Annotated in this window: 8 protein-coding genes; 3 read left to right on the top strand and 5 right to left on the bottom strand. The window is 68.0% G+C overall.

Features of this window, described 5'->3' with window-relative positions:
- Nucleotides 1–44: 44 nt before the first annotated feature.
- Nucleotides 45–1,136, bottom strand: coding sequence for a zinc-binding metallopeptidase family protein (locus GTW51_RS11540; RefSeq protein ID WP_163044073.1), 1,092 nt, complete (start codon nt 1,134–1,136; stop codon nt 45–47).
- 190 nt (nt 1,137–1,326) lie between these two features.
- On the opposite strand from GTW51_RS11540, the gene GTW51_RS11535 reads away from it, so the two are divergent.
- Nucleotides 1,327–4,716 (top strand): transglutaminase family protein, encoded by a 3,390-nt coding sequence (locus GTW51_RS11535; protein ID WP_163044072.1) that lies wholly within the window; start codon nt 1,327–1,329, stop codon nt 4,714–4,716.
- A gap of 24 nt (nt 4,717–4,740) precedes the next feature.
- Here GTW51_RS11535 and GTW51_RS11530 read toward each other — a convergent pair whose 3' ends face one another.
- Complete coding sequence (locus tag GTW51_RS11530; RefSeq protein ID WP_163044071.1) at nt 4,741–5,556, bottom strand: ion transporter; 816 nt, start codon at nt 5,554–5,556, stop codon at nt 4,741–4,743.
- An 88-nt stretch (nt 5,557–5,644) separates the two neighbouring features.
- On the opposite strand from GTW51_RS11530, the gene GTW51_RS11525 reads away from it, so the two are divergent.
- Together GTW51_RS11525 and GTW51_RS11520 are read left to right on the top strand one after the other, a co-directional pair.
- Nucleotides 5,645–8,017, top strand: coding sequence for a circularly permuted type 2 ATP-grasp protein (locus GTW51_RS11525; RefSeq protein WP_343033999.1), 2,373 nt, complete (start codon nt 5,645–5,647; stop codon nt 8,015–8,017).
- Nucleotides 8,014–8,895, top strand: a complete 882-nt coding sequence (locus tag GTW51_RS11520; RefSeq protein ID WP_163044070.1) for a transglutaminase family protein — start codon at nt 8,014–8,016, stop codon at nt 8,893–8,895. The genes GTW51_RS11525 and GTW51_RS11520 overlap by 4 nt, the downstream gene beginning before the upstream one ends.
- 38 nt (nt 8,896–8,933) lie before the next feature.
- Here the strand turns inward: GTW51_RS11520 and thiD are convergent, their stop codons facing one another.
- The 3 genes from thiD to treS form a co-directional block, all read right to left on the bottom strand.
- Nucleotides 8,934–9,737: a bifunctional hydroxymethylpyrimidine kinase/phosphomethylpyrimidine kinase gene (gene thiD, locus GTW51_RS11515; RefSeq protein WP_163044069.1), complete on the bottom strand. Its 804-nt coding sequence runs from the start codon at nt 9,735–9,737 to the stop codon at nt 8,934–8,936.
- Between the two features lie 94 nt (nt 9,738–9,831).
- Nucleotides 9,832–12,060, bottom strand: coding sequence for a 1,4-alpha-glucan branching protein GlgB (gene glgB / locus GTW51_RS11510; protein ID WP_163044068.1), 2,229 nt, complete (start codon nt 12,058–12,060; stop codon nt 9,832–9,834).
- A complete protein-coding gene (gene treS / locus GTW51_RS11505; protein ID WP_163044067.1) occupies nt 12,060–15,383 on the bottom strand; it encodes a maltose alpha-D-glucosyltransferase in 3,324 nt (1,107 codons plus the stop codon). The genes glgB and treS overlap by 1 nt, the downstream gene beginning before the upstream one ends.
- Nucleotides 15,384–15,401: the final 18 nt, after the last annotated feature.

The following is a 15,401-nucleotide window of genomic DNA, read 5'->3' as shown; positions in this document are numbered from 1 at the left end:
GATTTCACCATCCAGCCATTATTTGGTTGGCGCCGGATCGCCCGTCAGGCGGCGGAGCTGCTGTTGCGGGCGTTGCCGATGCGCCCGTGGACGAGGTCATGGATGAAGCCGAGCTTGCCGATCACGACATCCGACAGGACGAACGGGTAGAGATCGTGGTGTCCCATCGCCCGGTTGAACGAGTTCAACGCTGCCGACAGAGCCAGCCAGGTGTCGGTGACCTGCCGGATCGGCACGTGATCGGCAAAGACGTCGAAGTCGATGCTGGTGGTCAGGAGATCGCTGGCGGGCACCCGCGGAGCGACCCCGACGCCCCAGCTGTTGCCGACCTCCAGCGTGTCGACGATGTGGAAATAATGCGCCCAGGTCTCGGCGAAATCCTCCCAGGCGTGCGAGCCGGCATAGGAGGAGACGTAACTCATCTGCCAGTCGGGTTTCGGCCCGTTGGCGTAATGCGCCTGCAGGGCCTCGCCGTAATCGGCCTCGTCGTCGCCGAAGATCGCGCGGCATTCGTCGAGCGCGCCACCGTCGCGGACCAGCCGGTCCCAGTACCAGTGCCCGACCTCGTGGCGGAAATGCCCGAGCAGCGTGCGGTAGGGCTCGCCCATCGACGTTCGGCGGGTCTCCCGCTGGGCATCGTCCGCCTCGACCAGCGCGATGGTGATCAGCCCTTCGTCATGCCCGGTCATCACCTTGCCGCTCGGCTCCGCGTCGTCGGAGAGAAAGGCGAAGCCGAGGCCTTCCGGATCCTCGGCGCGGGTGACCAGCGGCAGATGCAGGCGCATCGCGGTGTAGATCATCCGCCGCTTCGCCACTTCCATGCGGCGCCAGAGTTCCACGCGGGTGGCGTCGGAATAGTCCGGCACGGTGATGTTGTGGCGGCAGGCGGCGCAGAGCTCGTCCGGATTATCTCCGGCGATTAGCCAGTTGCAGACGCCCTGGACGTAGTTGCCACAATATTTCCACTGCCCACCGCCGGCATGGCTGCCGGCCGCCCGCCAGATTCCGTCGTCGGGATCGAGGGCAAGGATGCGGTTGGAAAAGGGCTCGTAGCCGAGCGCGTGGTTGCAACGCTCGCAGACGACATTCTCGAAATACAGCACGTTCGAGCAGAAGGAACAGGTAAAGAGCTTCATGGGTCCCCTCGGCGACGTCGTCCGCGTCGAATCTGGCCGTTGCGCGCAACAATGCGCTGGCGACGGGTCGGTTCCGCCCCATGTGCACTGCAACAAGCGCGGCGACGCAGGTCGCGACGACTTGCCGCCCGCATCCTGACGGTTATGGTTCCCTGCCTGTCCCGCCGGATCTGCCGATCAGAAAGCGCCGATGTCGATTCTTGCTGCCCTGCACCACGTCACCCATTACCGCTACGACCGGCCCGTCCGGCTCGGCCCGCAGGTCATCCGGCTGAGGCCTGCGCCGCATTCGCGCACCAAGGTGCCGTCCTACTCGCTGAAGGTCCTGCCCGAGGGGCACTTCGTCAACTGGCAGCAGGACCCGTTCGGCAACTACCTCGCCCGCTTCGTCTTCCCAGAACCGGCGACAGAGTTCCGGATCGAGGTCGACATGGTCGCCGACATGACGGTCTACAATCCCTTCGACTTCTTCGTCGAGGAAGCCGCGGAGGCCTGGCCCTTCACCTACGATGAGCCGCTGCGCACCGATTTGACGGCCTATCTCGGCGCCGAGCCGGCCGGACCTGAGCTGCAGCGTTTCCTGGACGAGCTCGACCGCAGCGAAACCCACACGGTGGACTTCCTCGTCGGGCTGAACCGCGTGATCGAGCAGCGGGTCAACTATCTGGTGCGCATGGAGCCCGGCGTGCAGACGCCGGACGAGACGCTGGCCATCGGCTCCGGCTCCTGCCGCGACTCCTCCTGGCTGCTGGTCCAGGTCATGCGGCATCTCGGCTTCGCCGCTCGTTTCGTCTCCGGCTATCTGATCCAGCTGAAGCCCGACCGCGTGTCGCTGGAAGGCCCGGCCGGCACGACCGTCGACTTCACCGACCTGCACGCCTGGGCCGAGGTCTATCTGCCCGGCGCCGGCTGGATCGGGCTCGACCCGACCTCCGGCCTCCTGACCGGCGAAAGCCACGTGCCGCTGGCCGCGACGCCGCATTATCGCTCCGCCGCGCCGATCACCGGCGCCGTCGATCCCGCCGGGGTCGAGTTCGAGTTCGAGATGACGGTCCAGCGCATCGCCGAGCGGCCGCGCGTCTCCTATCCCTTTTCGGACGAGAGCTGGGAGGCGCTCGACGCGCTCGGCGAGACGGTCGACGCCGAACTGCGGGCCGGCGATGTGCGGCTGACCATGGGCGGCGAGCCGACCTTCGTGTCGATCGACGAGTTCGAGTCGCCCGAGTGGAACGCCGATGCCACCGGGCCGATGAAGCGCGGCCTCGCCGACGATCTGATCCGCCGGCTGCGCGAGCGCTTCGCGCCCGGCGGCTTCCTGCATCACGGCCAGGGCAAGTGGTATCCCGGCGAGACCCTGCCGCGATGGACCTTCTCGCTGTACTGGCGAAAGGACGGCGTGCCGATCTGGCGCAATGCCGATCTCGTGGCGCGCGAGACGGCGGCCGAGCCCGTCGGTATCGCCGAGGCCGAGAAGATGGCCGTCAAGGTGGCCGAAACGCTCGGCGTCGATCCCGAGAATGCCCAGCCGGCCTTCGAGGATTCCGCCTACTGGCTCGCCCGCGAGGCGCAGCTGCCGGAGAACGTCGATCCGACCGATTCCAAGCTCGAGGACCGCGAGGAACGTGCCCGCCTCGCCACGGTGTTCAGCCGCGGCCTGTCGCAGCCGGCCGGCTACGTCCTGCCGGTGCAGGCCTGGCAGGCGCGCGCCGGCAAGGTCCGCTGGCTGTCGGAGCGCTGGAAGTCGCGCCGCGGCCATCTCTTCCTGATGCCCGGCGATTCGGCCCTTGGCTACCGGCTGCCGCTGGCCTCGCTGCCGCATCTCGAACCCGGCGACTACCCGTATCATCACCCCGCCGACCCGACGCAGCCCTTCCCGCCGCTGCCGCCGGAGCAGCGCACCCAGTATGGCCGCACCGAGATGCAGTCGGCGGCGCGTGGGCAGCAGGAACTGGACGGCATGAGCCAGTCGCTCGGCGACGGCGTGGCCCAGCAGGCTTCGACAAGTGGATCTCCCTCGGCCGCCGGCACGGGCGCGACCGGCCCGGCCGAGATCGCCGGTTTCGTGCGCACCGCCATCGCCATCGAACCGCGCGACGGCAAGCTCTGCGTGTTCATGCCGCCGCTGGAATCGGCCGAGGCCTATCTGGAGCTGCTGGCCGCGGTCGAGGACGTCGCCGAGGCCGAAGGCCTGCCGGTGCAGATCGAGGGCTACGCCCCTCCCCCGGATCCGCGGCTCAACGTCATCCGCGTCGCGCCGGATCCGGGCGTCATCGAGGTCAACGTCCATCCCTCGTCGTCCTGGCGCGAGAGCGTCGCGATCACCACCGGCGTCTACGAGGATGCGCGCCAGTCGCGTCTCGGCACCGACAAGTTCATGATCGACGGCAAGCATGCCGGCACCGGCGGCGGCAACCATGTCGTGGTCGGCGGCGCGACGCCGCTGGATTCGCCGTTCCTGCGCCGGCCGGACCTTTTGAAGTCGCTGGTGCTCTACTGGCAGCGCCACCCGTCGCTGTCCTATCTTTTCTCGGGCCTGTTCATCGGACCGACCAGCCAGGCACCGCGCGTCGACGAGGGCCGGCACGACCAGCTCTACGAGCTGGAGATCGCCATGGCGCAGATTCCGGCCGACTCCTCGACCGTGCCGCCGTGGCTGACCGACCGGCTGTTCCGCAACCTCCTGATCGACGTCACCGGCAACACTCACCGGGCCGAGATCTGCATCGACAAGCTGTATTCGCCGGACGGTCCGACCGGCCGACTCGGCCTCATCGAGTTCCGCGCCTTCGAGATGCCGCCGGATGCGCGGATGAGCCTTGCCCAGCAGCTCATGGTACGGGCGCTGATCGCGAAGTTCTGGAAACAGCCCGAGGACGGCAAGTTCGCCCGCTGGGGCACGACGCTGCACGACCGCTTCATGCTGCCGGAATTCATCTGGCAGGATTTCCTCGACATCCTCGGCGACCTGGAACGCTCCGGCTATCCGATGCGGCCGGAATGGTTCGAGGCGCAGGCCGAGTTCCGCTTCCCGTTCTGCGGCAGGATCGAGCGCGAAGGCGTGACGCTGGAGCTGCGCCAGGCGCTGGAGCCCTGGCACGTGATGGGCGAGACCGGTGCGATCGGCGGCACGGTGCGCTTCGTCGACTCCTCGGTCGAACGGCTGCAGGTCAAGCTCGGCGATTACGATCCGGCCCGCCACGTCGTCACCTGCAACGGCCGGCAGGTGCCGCTGACGGCCACCGGCAACGGCAAGTCGGCGGTCGCGGGCGTGCGCTTCAAGGCCTGGCAGCCGGCCTCGGGCCTGCACCCGACGATCCCGGTGCACGCGCCGCTGACCTTCGACATCTACGATCGCTGGTCAAAGCGCTCGCTCGGCGGCTGCATCTACCATGTCGCCCATCCGGGCGGGCGCAACTACGACGTCTTCCCGGTCAATGCCTACGAGGCCGAGGCACGCCGCCTCGCCCGCTTCGAGGAAATCGGCCATACGCCGGGGAGCTACGAGCCGGTGCGCGAGGTGCCGGACCCGGCCTTTCCGACGACGCTGGATTTGCGCCGGCCGGCCTTCCTGGCCGGCTGACGGCTCCGCACGTCGCGCCCCCAATCAGGGGTGCGACGTCTCGGCGCCACCATCCCCGAGACGCGCCTTCAGCTCGGCCATCTCGCGCCGCAGCGCCTTCATCTCCGCGAGGATCATGCGGTTGTCGTCGTGCGCCTGCTCGCGGCCGGCATCGTCCACCGCCTGGTGCTCCTCCTGCATCGCCGAGACGATGACACCGATGAAGAGGTTCAGCACCGCGTAGGTGGTCGACAGGATGAACGGCACGAAGAACAGCCAGGCGAGCGGATAGGCTTCCATCACCGGCCGCACGATACCCATCGACCAGCTCTCCAGCGTCATGACCTGGAACAGCGTGTAGACCGACGCGCCGACGCTGCCGAACCAGTCGGGGAAGGCCGCACCATAGAGCTTGGTCGCCATCACCGCGAAGACGTAGAAGACCAGCAGCAGCAGGACGATGATCGAGCCCATGCCGGGCAGCGCCGCAATCAGCCCGCCGATGACCCGCCGCAGCGACGGGATCATCGAGATCAGCCGCAGCACCCTGAGGATCCGCAGGGCGCGCAGCACCGTCAGCGGCCCGGTCGCCGGCAGCAGCGAGATCGCCACGACGGTGAAGTCGAACAGGCTCCATGGATCGCGGAAGAACCGCCAGCCGAAGGCATAGATCCGCAGCGTGATCTCGACGACGAAGATCGCCAGCGTCAGCCAGTCCAGGAAGGTCAGCACCGGCCCGATGACGCTCATCACCCACGGGTCGGTTTCGAGCCCGAGCGTGACGGCGTTGATCAGGATGACGGCGACGATGAAGAATTCCCACCGGCGCGAGCTGAGCAGGGTCCGAAGCTGGGGGCGCATAGTGTCCGATCTCTGGCGATGTTCGGCGGAGCGAAGGCTGCTATAGCAGTCGATATCGAAAGGTCGATTCCCCCTCATGCAAGAAACCGTGTCTAGGTCTCCGCTCTCGCGTTACGCCTCGCTCGTCGGCACCGGCCGCGACGAGATGCTGGCGGCGGACGGCACCGTCCGACCGCACTACGGGCCGCTGGTGGATGCGCTGATCGCCATGCCGGAGGCCGAGCGCGAGTCGCGGTTTCGCAGCGCCAGCCAGTATCTGAGCGAGGCCGGCGTCCATCATCGGATCTACCGGCCGGGCGATGCCGACGAGGAGGAGCGCGAGTGGCCGCTGTCGCAGCCGCCGCTGGTCGTCGATCCGGCCGAATGGGCGGGCCTCGAAAAAGGGCTCGTGCAGCGCGCCGCGTTTCTCGAACGCCTGCTCGCCGACATCTATGGCGAGCGGAAGCTTGTCCGCGACGGCGTGTTGCCGGGCGCGATCCTCGGCAGCAACCCGGAGTTCCTGCGCCCGCTCGCCGGCCAGGGTCTGTCGGGCCAGCCGCTGATCCGCTTCATCGCCGTCGATCTCGGACGAGGCCCGGACGGGCGCTGGTGGGTGCTTGGCGATCGCACCCAGGCGCCGTCGGGCGCCGGCTTCGCGCTGGAGAACCGGGTGGCGACGTCGAAGGCGTTTCCGGACCTCGCCCGGCAGATGAACGTCGAGCGGCTGGCCGCCTTCTTCCAGCGCTTCCGCGAGATGCTGCACGGCCTTGCCGGCGGCGACATGTCGAGCATCGGCCTGCTGACCCCTGGCCCACACAACGAGACCTATTTCGAGCATGCCTATCTGGCGCGCTATCTCGGCCTGCTGCTGCTCGAGGGCGGCGACCTCGTCGTGCATCGCGACCGCGCAGACGTGCGGACCGTCGACGGCTTCCAGCCGATCAAGGTGCTCTGGCGGCGCCTCGACGCCGAGTTCTGCGATCCGCTCGAATTGTTCGGCGGCTCGCGCATCGGCACGCCCGGCCTGTTGCGCGCCATCCGCTCCGGTGCGCTGGCCGTTATCAACGCGCCCGGGTCGGGGATCCTCGAAAGCCGCGCGCTGATGGCGTTCCAGAAGCCGCTCGCCCGAGCGCTGATCGGCACGGAGCTGGCGCTGCCGACGATTGCCACCTGGTGGTGCGGACAGAAGGCCGAGCGCCGCTTCGTCGAGGCGAACCGTCATCGCTTGCAGCTGGCGCCGGCCTTCCCCCCGGCCGCCGCGACGCAGGCGGCGATGGAGGCCGCCGCCCTCGACTGGGCCGACACGCTGGCCTCCGGCGGCATCGGCCTCGTCGCCGAGGAGCACGCCGCCCTGTCCACCGCCCCGGTGTTCGTCGACGGTCAGCTGGAGCCGCGCCCGGTGACCTGGCGGGTGTTCCTGTCGCGCGACGACGACGGCTGGCACGTCATGCCGGGCGGCTTTGCCCGGATCGCCGATTCGCGCGACGCGCGGGCGGTGTCGATGCAGGCCGGCGGGCGGTCCGCCGACGTCTGGGTCCGCTCCTGCGAAACGCCGCGACCGGTCACGCTGCTGCCGCGCGACAGAAGCTTCGTCCGCCGGGTGCCGGGCGCCCTGCCGGCCCGCGCCGCCGACAATCTGTTCTGGCTCGGCCGCTACGCCGAGCGCTGCGAGGTGGCCACCCGCCTCGTCCGCATCTATGCCGCTAGGGTCGGCGAGGCCCTGCCTTCGGGCGAAGTCGACGCCCGGCTGGAAACGCTGCTCGGCGAGTTCGGCGTCACGCCCGACGCCATGGCCAAGGGGCTGCTCGCTTTGGCGCGGCGCGCCGCCGACACCGCCTCGCGCATCCGCGACCGCTTCTCGCCCGACGGCTGGCGCACGCTGGACGAGCTCGTCGAGCTGATCCAGGACGCCCAGGAGGGTAGCGACACGGTCGCGCTCGCCAACCAGATCCTGACAAGGCTCTCCGGCTTCACCGGCCTGGTGCGCGAGAACATGTACCAGTTCGCCGGCTGGCGCTTCATGCAATGCGGGCGCCGCATCGAGCGCGGCCGCATGACGGCGCATGTCGCCACGGTGCTGCTCGCCGGCGACGCGCCGGAAGGCGCGCTCGAGGGTCTGCTGGAATTCACCGACAGCCGCGTCACCTATCGCCGCCGCTACTCCGTCGACCTGTCGCGCGAGACGGTCGTCGACCTCGCCGTGCTCGACCCGCTCAACCCGCGCTCTGTGGCCTTCCAGGTCAACAGCCTCGGCGACCGACTGGCGGAACTGCCGGGCATGCATGCTGCCGAGACGCCGGACACCTTATCCCGCCGCATCGCGCGGCTGAAGGTCCGGCTGCAGACCGCCGATGCCACGGAAGTCGACACCGTCTTTCTCGACCGGGTGGAAGCCGATCTCGGCCTGGTCTCCGACCTTTTGACAGAGCGCTATCTGTTGTCGAGCCCCGGTGCGCGGCCGGATCGGGCGGCGCCGGAATGATCTATGACCTGACCCTGAAGATCGCCTACGACTATCGTTCCGCGGTCACCGATGCCCGCCACAGCCTGCGCGTGCGTCCCCGCAGCGACCGCCAGCAGACCGTCACCGACATGACGCTGACGCTGGCGCCACTGCCCGACGAGGCCGTCGAGGAGCGCGACTTCTTCGGCAATGCCGTCGACGCGGTGGTGTTTCACCGCCCGCACCGCAGCCTGTCGGTGGAGATGCGGGCAAGGGTCCGCGTCGATCGCCCCGCGGTGGACCTGGACCGGGCGCCGCCGCTCGCCGAACTCGCCGAAACCGCGTTCCTCCACCGCGACAGCGGCGGCGAAGCGCCGATGCATTTCCTCGGCACCAGCCGGATCGTCGCGCCGCTGCGCGCCGTGACGGACTACGCCGAACCGACGCTGGCCGGACCGGGCTCGGCGGGGCCGGCGATCCTCGCGCTCACCCGGCAGATCAAGGCGGACTTCGCCTACCTGCCCGGCTCGACCGACGTCCGCACCAGCGTCGCGGCGGCGTTCGCGCAGCGCAGCGGCGTCTGCCAGGACTTCGCCCATGTCATGATCGCCGCCCTGCGGGCGCATCGCATCCCGGCCGCCTATGTCAGCGGCTTCCTGCGCACCGACCCGCCGCCCGGGCGGCCACGGCTGGAAGGCGCCGACGCCATGCATGCCTGGGTCGAGGCGTGGCTCGGCGACGCGCTCGGCTGGGTCGGCTTCGATCCGACCAACGGCATCGTCGCCGGCGACGACCACGTCGTCGTCGCGGTGGGACGCGACTATGCCGACGTCGCGCCGGTCGCCGGGACGTTCGTCACCACCGGTCGCCAGCGCACCCGACACTCCGTCGACATGGTGCCGATCACCGAGGCATGATCGCGCCTCGCCCTGGCGACGTCAGGATCGTCCTCAGCTCACCAATGCGCATGAAAATGATGCGTCGGCCCGTGGCCGGCGCCGACGTCGAGCCGGCCTGACGCGGCGATCGCTGCCGCGACATAGGCCTTTGCCCGCCGCACCGCTTCGACCGGATCGCTCGTCAGCGCCAGTTGCGCCGCGATCGCCGAGGACAGCGTGCAGCCGGTGCCGTGGGTGTTGGTTGTCTCGACGCGCCCGCCTTCGAACCAGGTGGCTCGGCCCTCGGAAAACAGCACGTCCGGGCTGTCATTCGCCGCCAGATGCCCGCCCTTGACCAGCGTCGCACCGCAGCCGAGCGCGGTCAGGCGCTGCGCGGCGTGTTCCATCTCCCCCCGGTCGCCAGCTTCCGGTGCGCCCAGCAGCACCGCGGCTTCGGGAATGTTGGGGGTGATCATCGTCGCCAGCGGCAGCAGCTCGGAGCGCATGGCCGTAACGGCATCCTCGGCGAGCAGCCGGTCGCCGCCCTTGGCGATCATCACCGGGTCGAGCACCACATGAGCCGGCCGGTGGCGCCGCAGCGCCTCCGCGATCGCGGTGGCGATACCGGCCGTCGCGACCATGCCGATCTTCACCGCGTCGACGCGGATGTCGGTAAAGATCGCGTCTATCTGCTTCGTCACGAAATCCGGCGCCACCAGCTCTACGCCGCTGACGCCGCGCGTGTTTTGGGCCGTCAGGGCGGTGACCACCGCCATGCCGTAGACGCCGTTGGCCGAGAAGGCCTTGAGGTCGGCCTGGATGCCGGCCCCGCCGGACGGGTCCGAGCCGGCGATCGACAGGACGTTGCGGATAGCGGCCATGCGGGCTTCCCTGTTCAGGGGCACAAGCCCATCACGAAGACAGGTATTATCGCCGGTCGGCTGGCCTGTCAGCCCGACCGACCGGCGATAAGCATCAGTCTTCCTGCACCATCACGATGGTGGCGAGCGGCGGCAGCGTCAGCGCGATCGAGTACGGCCGGCCGTTGACCGAATGCTCGGACGCCTGCTTGCCGCCCATGTTGCCGACGTTCGAGCCGCCATAGACCTCTGCGTCGGTGTTCAGCCGCTCGATCCAGCGACCGCCCTGCGGCACGCCGACGGCGTAGTCATGCCGCGGCACGGGCGTGAAGTTCGACACGATCAGGACGTTGCGGCCTTTCTTGTCCTTGCGAAGGAACGAGATGACGCTCTGCTCGACATTGGCGGTGTCGATCCACTCGAAACCCGCCGGATCGCAATCCAGCTCGTGCAGTGCCGGGATCTCGCGATACATCGTGTTGAGATCGCGGATCAGACGCTGGACGCCCCTGTGCTCCGGCTGGTCGAGAAGGTGCCAGTCGAGCGAACGGTCGTGGTTCCACTCGCCGGCCTGGCCGAACTCGCCGCCCATGAAGATCAGCTTCTTGCCCGGATGGGCCCACATGAAACCGTAGTAGGCGCGCAGATTGGCGAATTTCTGCCACTGGTCGCCCGGCATCTTGCCGAGCAGCGAGCCCTTTCCGTAGACTACCTCGTCATGGCTCAGCGGCAGGACGAAGTTCTCCGAATAGGCGTAGACCATCCCGAACGTCATGTGGTGCTGGTGATAGCGCCGGTTGATCGGGTCTTCCTGCATGTAATGCAGCGTATCGTGCATCCAGCCCATGTTCCACTTGAAGTGGAAGCCGAGGCCGCCCGCCGACGTCGGTCGCGAGACGTCGGGGAACGCCGTCGACTCTTCGGCATGGGTCGTCGCCTTGGGATAATATTCGCCGACGCGCTCGTTGGTGTCCTTCAGGAACGCCATGGCCTCGAGGTTTTCGCGGCCACCGTAGATGTTGGGCTCCCACTCGCCGTGCTCGCGCGAATAGTCGAGATAGAGCATCGAGGCGACGGCATCGACGCGCAGGCCATCGATGTGGAACTGGTCGAGCCAGTAGAGACCGTTGGCGACCAGGAAGTTCTCCACTTCGCGGCGCCCGTAGTCGTAGATCAGCGTGTTCCAGTCCTTGTGGAAGCCGCGCTTCGGGTCGGCATGCTCGTAGAGCGGCGTCCCGTCGAACAGGCCCAGGCCATGCACGTCGGTCGGGAAGTGGCCCGGCACCCAGTCGAGCAGCACGCCGATGCCGGCCTGGTGGAACGCATCGACGAGACGGGCGAAGCCTTCCGGCGTGCCGTGACGCGCGGTCGGCGCGAACAGGCCGATCGGCTGGTAGCCCCAGGACCCATAGAAAGGATGCTCGGACACCGGCAGCAACTCGACATGGGTGAACCCCATGTCCTTCACGTAGGGCACCAGCTGGTCCGCCAGTTCGTCGTAGTCAAGGAAGGCGTCGCCGTCGCCGCGCATCCAGGAGCCCAGATGCACCTCGTAGATCGCGATCGCCTTCTCGCGGTCCTGCCAGTCGGTAGAATGGCTCTGGAACGCGCCATCCTGCCATTCGTGCTCGACCAGCCCGTCAACGATCGACGCGGTGGACGGCGCCATCTCCTGGCGGAAGCCGACCGGATCGGCCTTCAGCGGTAGGACGTTGCCGTCGCGGCCGATCAGCTCGTATTTGTAGACCTCGCCGCGCCCGATACCGGGAACGAACAGCTCCCACATGCCGGTCTCGTGGCGCTGGCGCATCACATGCCGACGACCGTCCCAGCTGTTGAAATTGCCGACCACCGAGACCCGGCGGGCGTTCGGCGCCCAGACCGCGAAGGCGGTGCCTTCGACGCCGTCCATGGTCGTCGGATGCGCGCCCAGCCGCTCGTAGAGCCGGTAGTGATTGCCCTCGGCGAGGAAGTAGACGTCCTGCTCGCCCAACACCGTCCCGAAGCGATAGGTGTCCTCCTCCTCCCAGCTGTCGGTGCCGTGGGTATAGCGCAGCCGGTAGGGCTGCCCCCCGGCTCGGCCGGGCAGGAAGCCGGAGAACAGACCGTCCAGATCGGTAGCCTCGAGTTCGGCCAGGACCTTGCCGGATGGGTCGATCACCGCGGCGCTCTCGGCGCCCGGCCGGAAGACACGCACGATCACGCCGCCGTCGACGGCGTGCGATCCGAGCACGGCGAAGGGATCACCATGCTGGCCGTTGGCGATCGCCGTTGCGGCTTCCGCCACCATGCGATGGTCGATCGGGGCGGCGCCCGTTCCGGCGCCGAGATTGGTCATGGTCATCAAAGTACCTGTCGTTTTTCGAGGAGCGCGATGATCCCGCGCAGCGGGATCGACAGCCATGCAGGCCGCATGGCTGCCTCGTAGCGAAGCTCGTAGAACGCCTTTTGCAGAAGGAAGAGGTCGAGCAACTGGGCCGTCGCGTCATCGTCGAGCGAGATGCCCGACGCGGCGCTCCAGTTGGTGAGGAACGAGGCCGACACTTCGTCGCGCCAGGTCTCGGCCATGTCGCGCAGCCGCTCGATCGTCGCCTCGTCGGCCGGACCGGTGCGGTCGCGGGCGGCGAAGGCGGCGTAGTCGAAGGAGCGCAGCATGCCGGCGACGTCGCGCAGCGGCGACGACTTTTGCCGCCGCTCCGCCAGCTCGCGGCCGGGTTCGCCCTCGAAGTCGAGGATCACCACGTCGTTCTTGGCGACCAGCACCTGGCCGAGATGGTAGTCGCCGTGGATGCGGGTGCGGTGGGTCGTGACGTCGAGATTCGCGAAGCCGTCGAACCAGGCGAGGATCGCCGGCTCGGCGGCGATCAGCCGGTCGATGTCCTCGGCGCCGACGCCCCCGCTCGCCTCGCGCTGGCCGCGCAGCAGCACCAGCGACGCGCTGGCCTCGTGCCGGGCTTCCGCCACCATCTGCGCGAGCGCATCCGCGTCGATCGGCTCCGGGTCGAAGTCCGGGTTGCCCGTCACCGTCGCCAGCGCCGCGTGCATCTGGCCCGTCCGCGTGCCGAGCACCGTGCCGGCATCGATCTGGATCGCCAGCTTCTCGCCGGCGACGCCTGCCTCGGGGATCTCTTCCGGCGTGTCCTGATGGCCGTAGGCGTTGTCGCGCAGATAGCGATTGAGCGCGTCGGTCACCACGGTCCACGCGTCGCCCTGGTTCTGCACCTGCTCGAACAGGGCGGCGATGGCCGCGCGCGTGCCGTCCGGCCGAACCAGCTCGATCGAGCCGAGCAGTGCGGGCGCCGCCTCGAAGTCGGTCTCTTCCGTCAGGAAGCGGGTCATCTCCAGCTCGGGCTGGATGCCGTCGCGCAGGCGCCGATAGTATTTCAGGATGGCTTCCGTCCCGACGGCGAGCGAGGTGTTGGACTGCTCCCCGCCGATCGCCTGGATCGCATCCGCCTCGATCAGGAGAGCCCGCGCCAGATCTTCGCGCCGCGAGGTAGTCGCGGAAATCTCCAGCCGGCCATCGCCGAGATCCACCTCGACGCCGGCGGCGATCATGGTGATCACCAGCTTGGCAAGTTCCGGATCGCGCGCGCCGTCGACCACCGCGCCGATGCGCGGACCCTGGCGGATCTTGGCGATCGTGTAGGGCAGCGTCGGCGACTGCGGGTGCAAATAGTCCTCACCCCATTTGGCGCTCAGCGGCAGCAGGTAATGATGCTCGCCGGCGCTGGTCTCGACGCGCAGCTCGGTGAAGAGGTGGCGGCGCGATTCCGGCACGGGCGGTCCGAGGACGTCGAGCGACAGACGGCGCGGGCGCTCCGACTTGCCGGCGAACCAGCGCTGGCCGGCGATGAATTCCGGCAGCACCATCTCCAGCTCGCGCTGGTTGCGCGGGTTGATCGTCGCCTTGAGGTCGCTGCCCGCCACGATGGTCGAGAAGGCCGGCAGCGGCGTCGGCTCGCTCCGGTCGCGCCCCGCCGCGCCGGCGGAAAGGTCGAACCAGAAGAAGCCATAAGCCGGCAAAGTCAGGACATACGAACCGAGGCCGACCGCCGGGAAGACCGACAGGCCGAGCATCTCGACAGGGACGGAACCCGCATAGGCCGAGAGGTCGAGTTCCACCGCCTGCGCCGAGCCTGAGAGATTGGCGACGCAGAGGATCTGCTCGTCGCCGTATTCGCGCAGATAGGCGAGGATCTTGCGGTTCGACGGGTAGAGGAAGTTGATCGTGCCGCGGCCGAAGGCTTCCTTGGTGCGGCGGACCTGGATCATCCGGCGCGCCCAGTTGAGCGGCGAGGCCGGATTGCTCGACTGCGCCTCGACGTTGACCGCCTGGAAGCCGTAGATCGGATCCTGGATGACGGGCAGATACAGCCGCTGCGGATCGGCGCGCGAGAAGCCGCCATTGCGATCGGCCGACCACTGCATCGGCGTGCGAACGCCGTCCCGGTCGCCGAGATAGATGTTGTCGCCCATGCCGATCTCGTCGCCGTAGTAGAGCGTCGGCGTGCCCGGCATCGACATCAGCAGGGCGTTGAGCAGCTCGATCTTGCGCCGGTCGTTGCCCATCAGCGGCGCCAGGCGCCGGCGGATGCCGAGATTGATCCGGGCGCGGGTATCGGCGGCGTAGGTCGACCAGAGATAGTCGCGCTCTTCCTCGGTCACCATCTCGAGCGTCAGCTCGTCATGGTTGCGCAGGAAGATCGCCCACTGGCAGTTCTCGGGGATCGACGGCGTCTGCCGCATGATGTCGGTGATCGGGTGCCGGTCTTCCTGCGCCAGCGCCATGTACATGCGCGGCATCAGCGGGAAGTGGAACGCCATGTGGCATTCGTCGCCTTCGCCGAAATAGGGACGGGTGTCTTCCGGCCACTGGTTGGCCTCGGCCAGCAGCATGCGGTCCGGATAATGCTCGTCGAGATCGGCCCGGATCGCCTTCAGGACATCGTGGGTCTCGGAGAGGTTCTCGTTGTTGGTGCCCTCGCGCTCGACCAGATAGGGGATCGCGTCGAGCCGCAGCCCGTCGACGCCCTTGTCGAGCCAGAAGTGCATGACCGACAGCACTTCCTCCAGAACCTTCGGATTGTCGAAGTTGAGGTCCGGCTGGTGCGAGAAGAAGCGATGCCAGAAATACTGCTTGGCCACCGGGTCCCAGGTCCAGTTGGACGTCTCGGTATCGGTGAAGATGATGCGGGTGAGGTCGTAGCCCTTGTCGTCGTCGGCCCAGACGTAGAAGTCGCGTTCGGGCGAGTCCTTCGGCGCGTTGCGGGCGGCCTGGAACCACGGATGCTGGTCGGAGGTGTGGTTGATCACCAGCTCGGTGATCAGCCGCATGCCGCGCTTGTGGGTCTCCTCGATCAGCCGCTCGACGTCCTCGATCGTGCCGTAGGACGGATTGACGGCGCGGTAGTCGGCGATGTCGTAGCCGTCGTCGCGCAGCGGCGACGGGTAGAACGGCAGGATCCAGATCGCCGTGACGCCGAGTTCCTGGATATAGTCGAGACGCTCCAGCAGGCCGGCGAAATCGCCGATGCCGTCGCCGTTCGAATCGGCGAACGTCTTGACGTGCAGCTGGTAGATGATCGCGTCCTTGTACCAGTCGTAGGCATCCGGATTCGGGCCGGATGTGGCGTCGGTCACGACGATGGGGAGCTGTTCGTTCATCGAAGAAGGTGGCTTTCG

Source organism: Aurantimonas aggregata (assembly GCF_010500835.1).
Classification (GTDB): Bacteria; Pseudomonadota; Alphaproteobacteria; order Rhizobiales; family Rhizobiaceae; genus Aurantimonas; species Aurantimonas aggregata.
The sequence above is the reverse complement of the archived record's forward strand: the minus strand, read 5'-3'. Positions and strand labels throughout refer to the sequence as shown.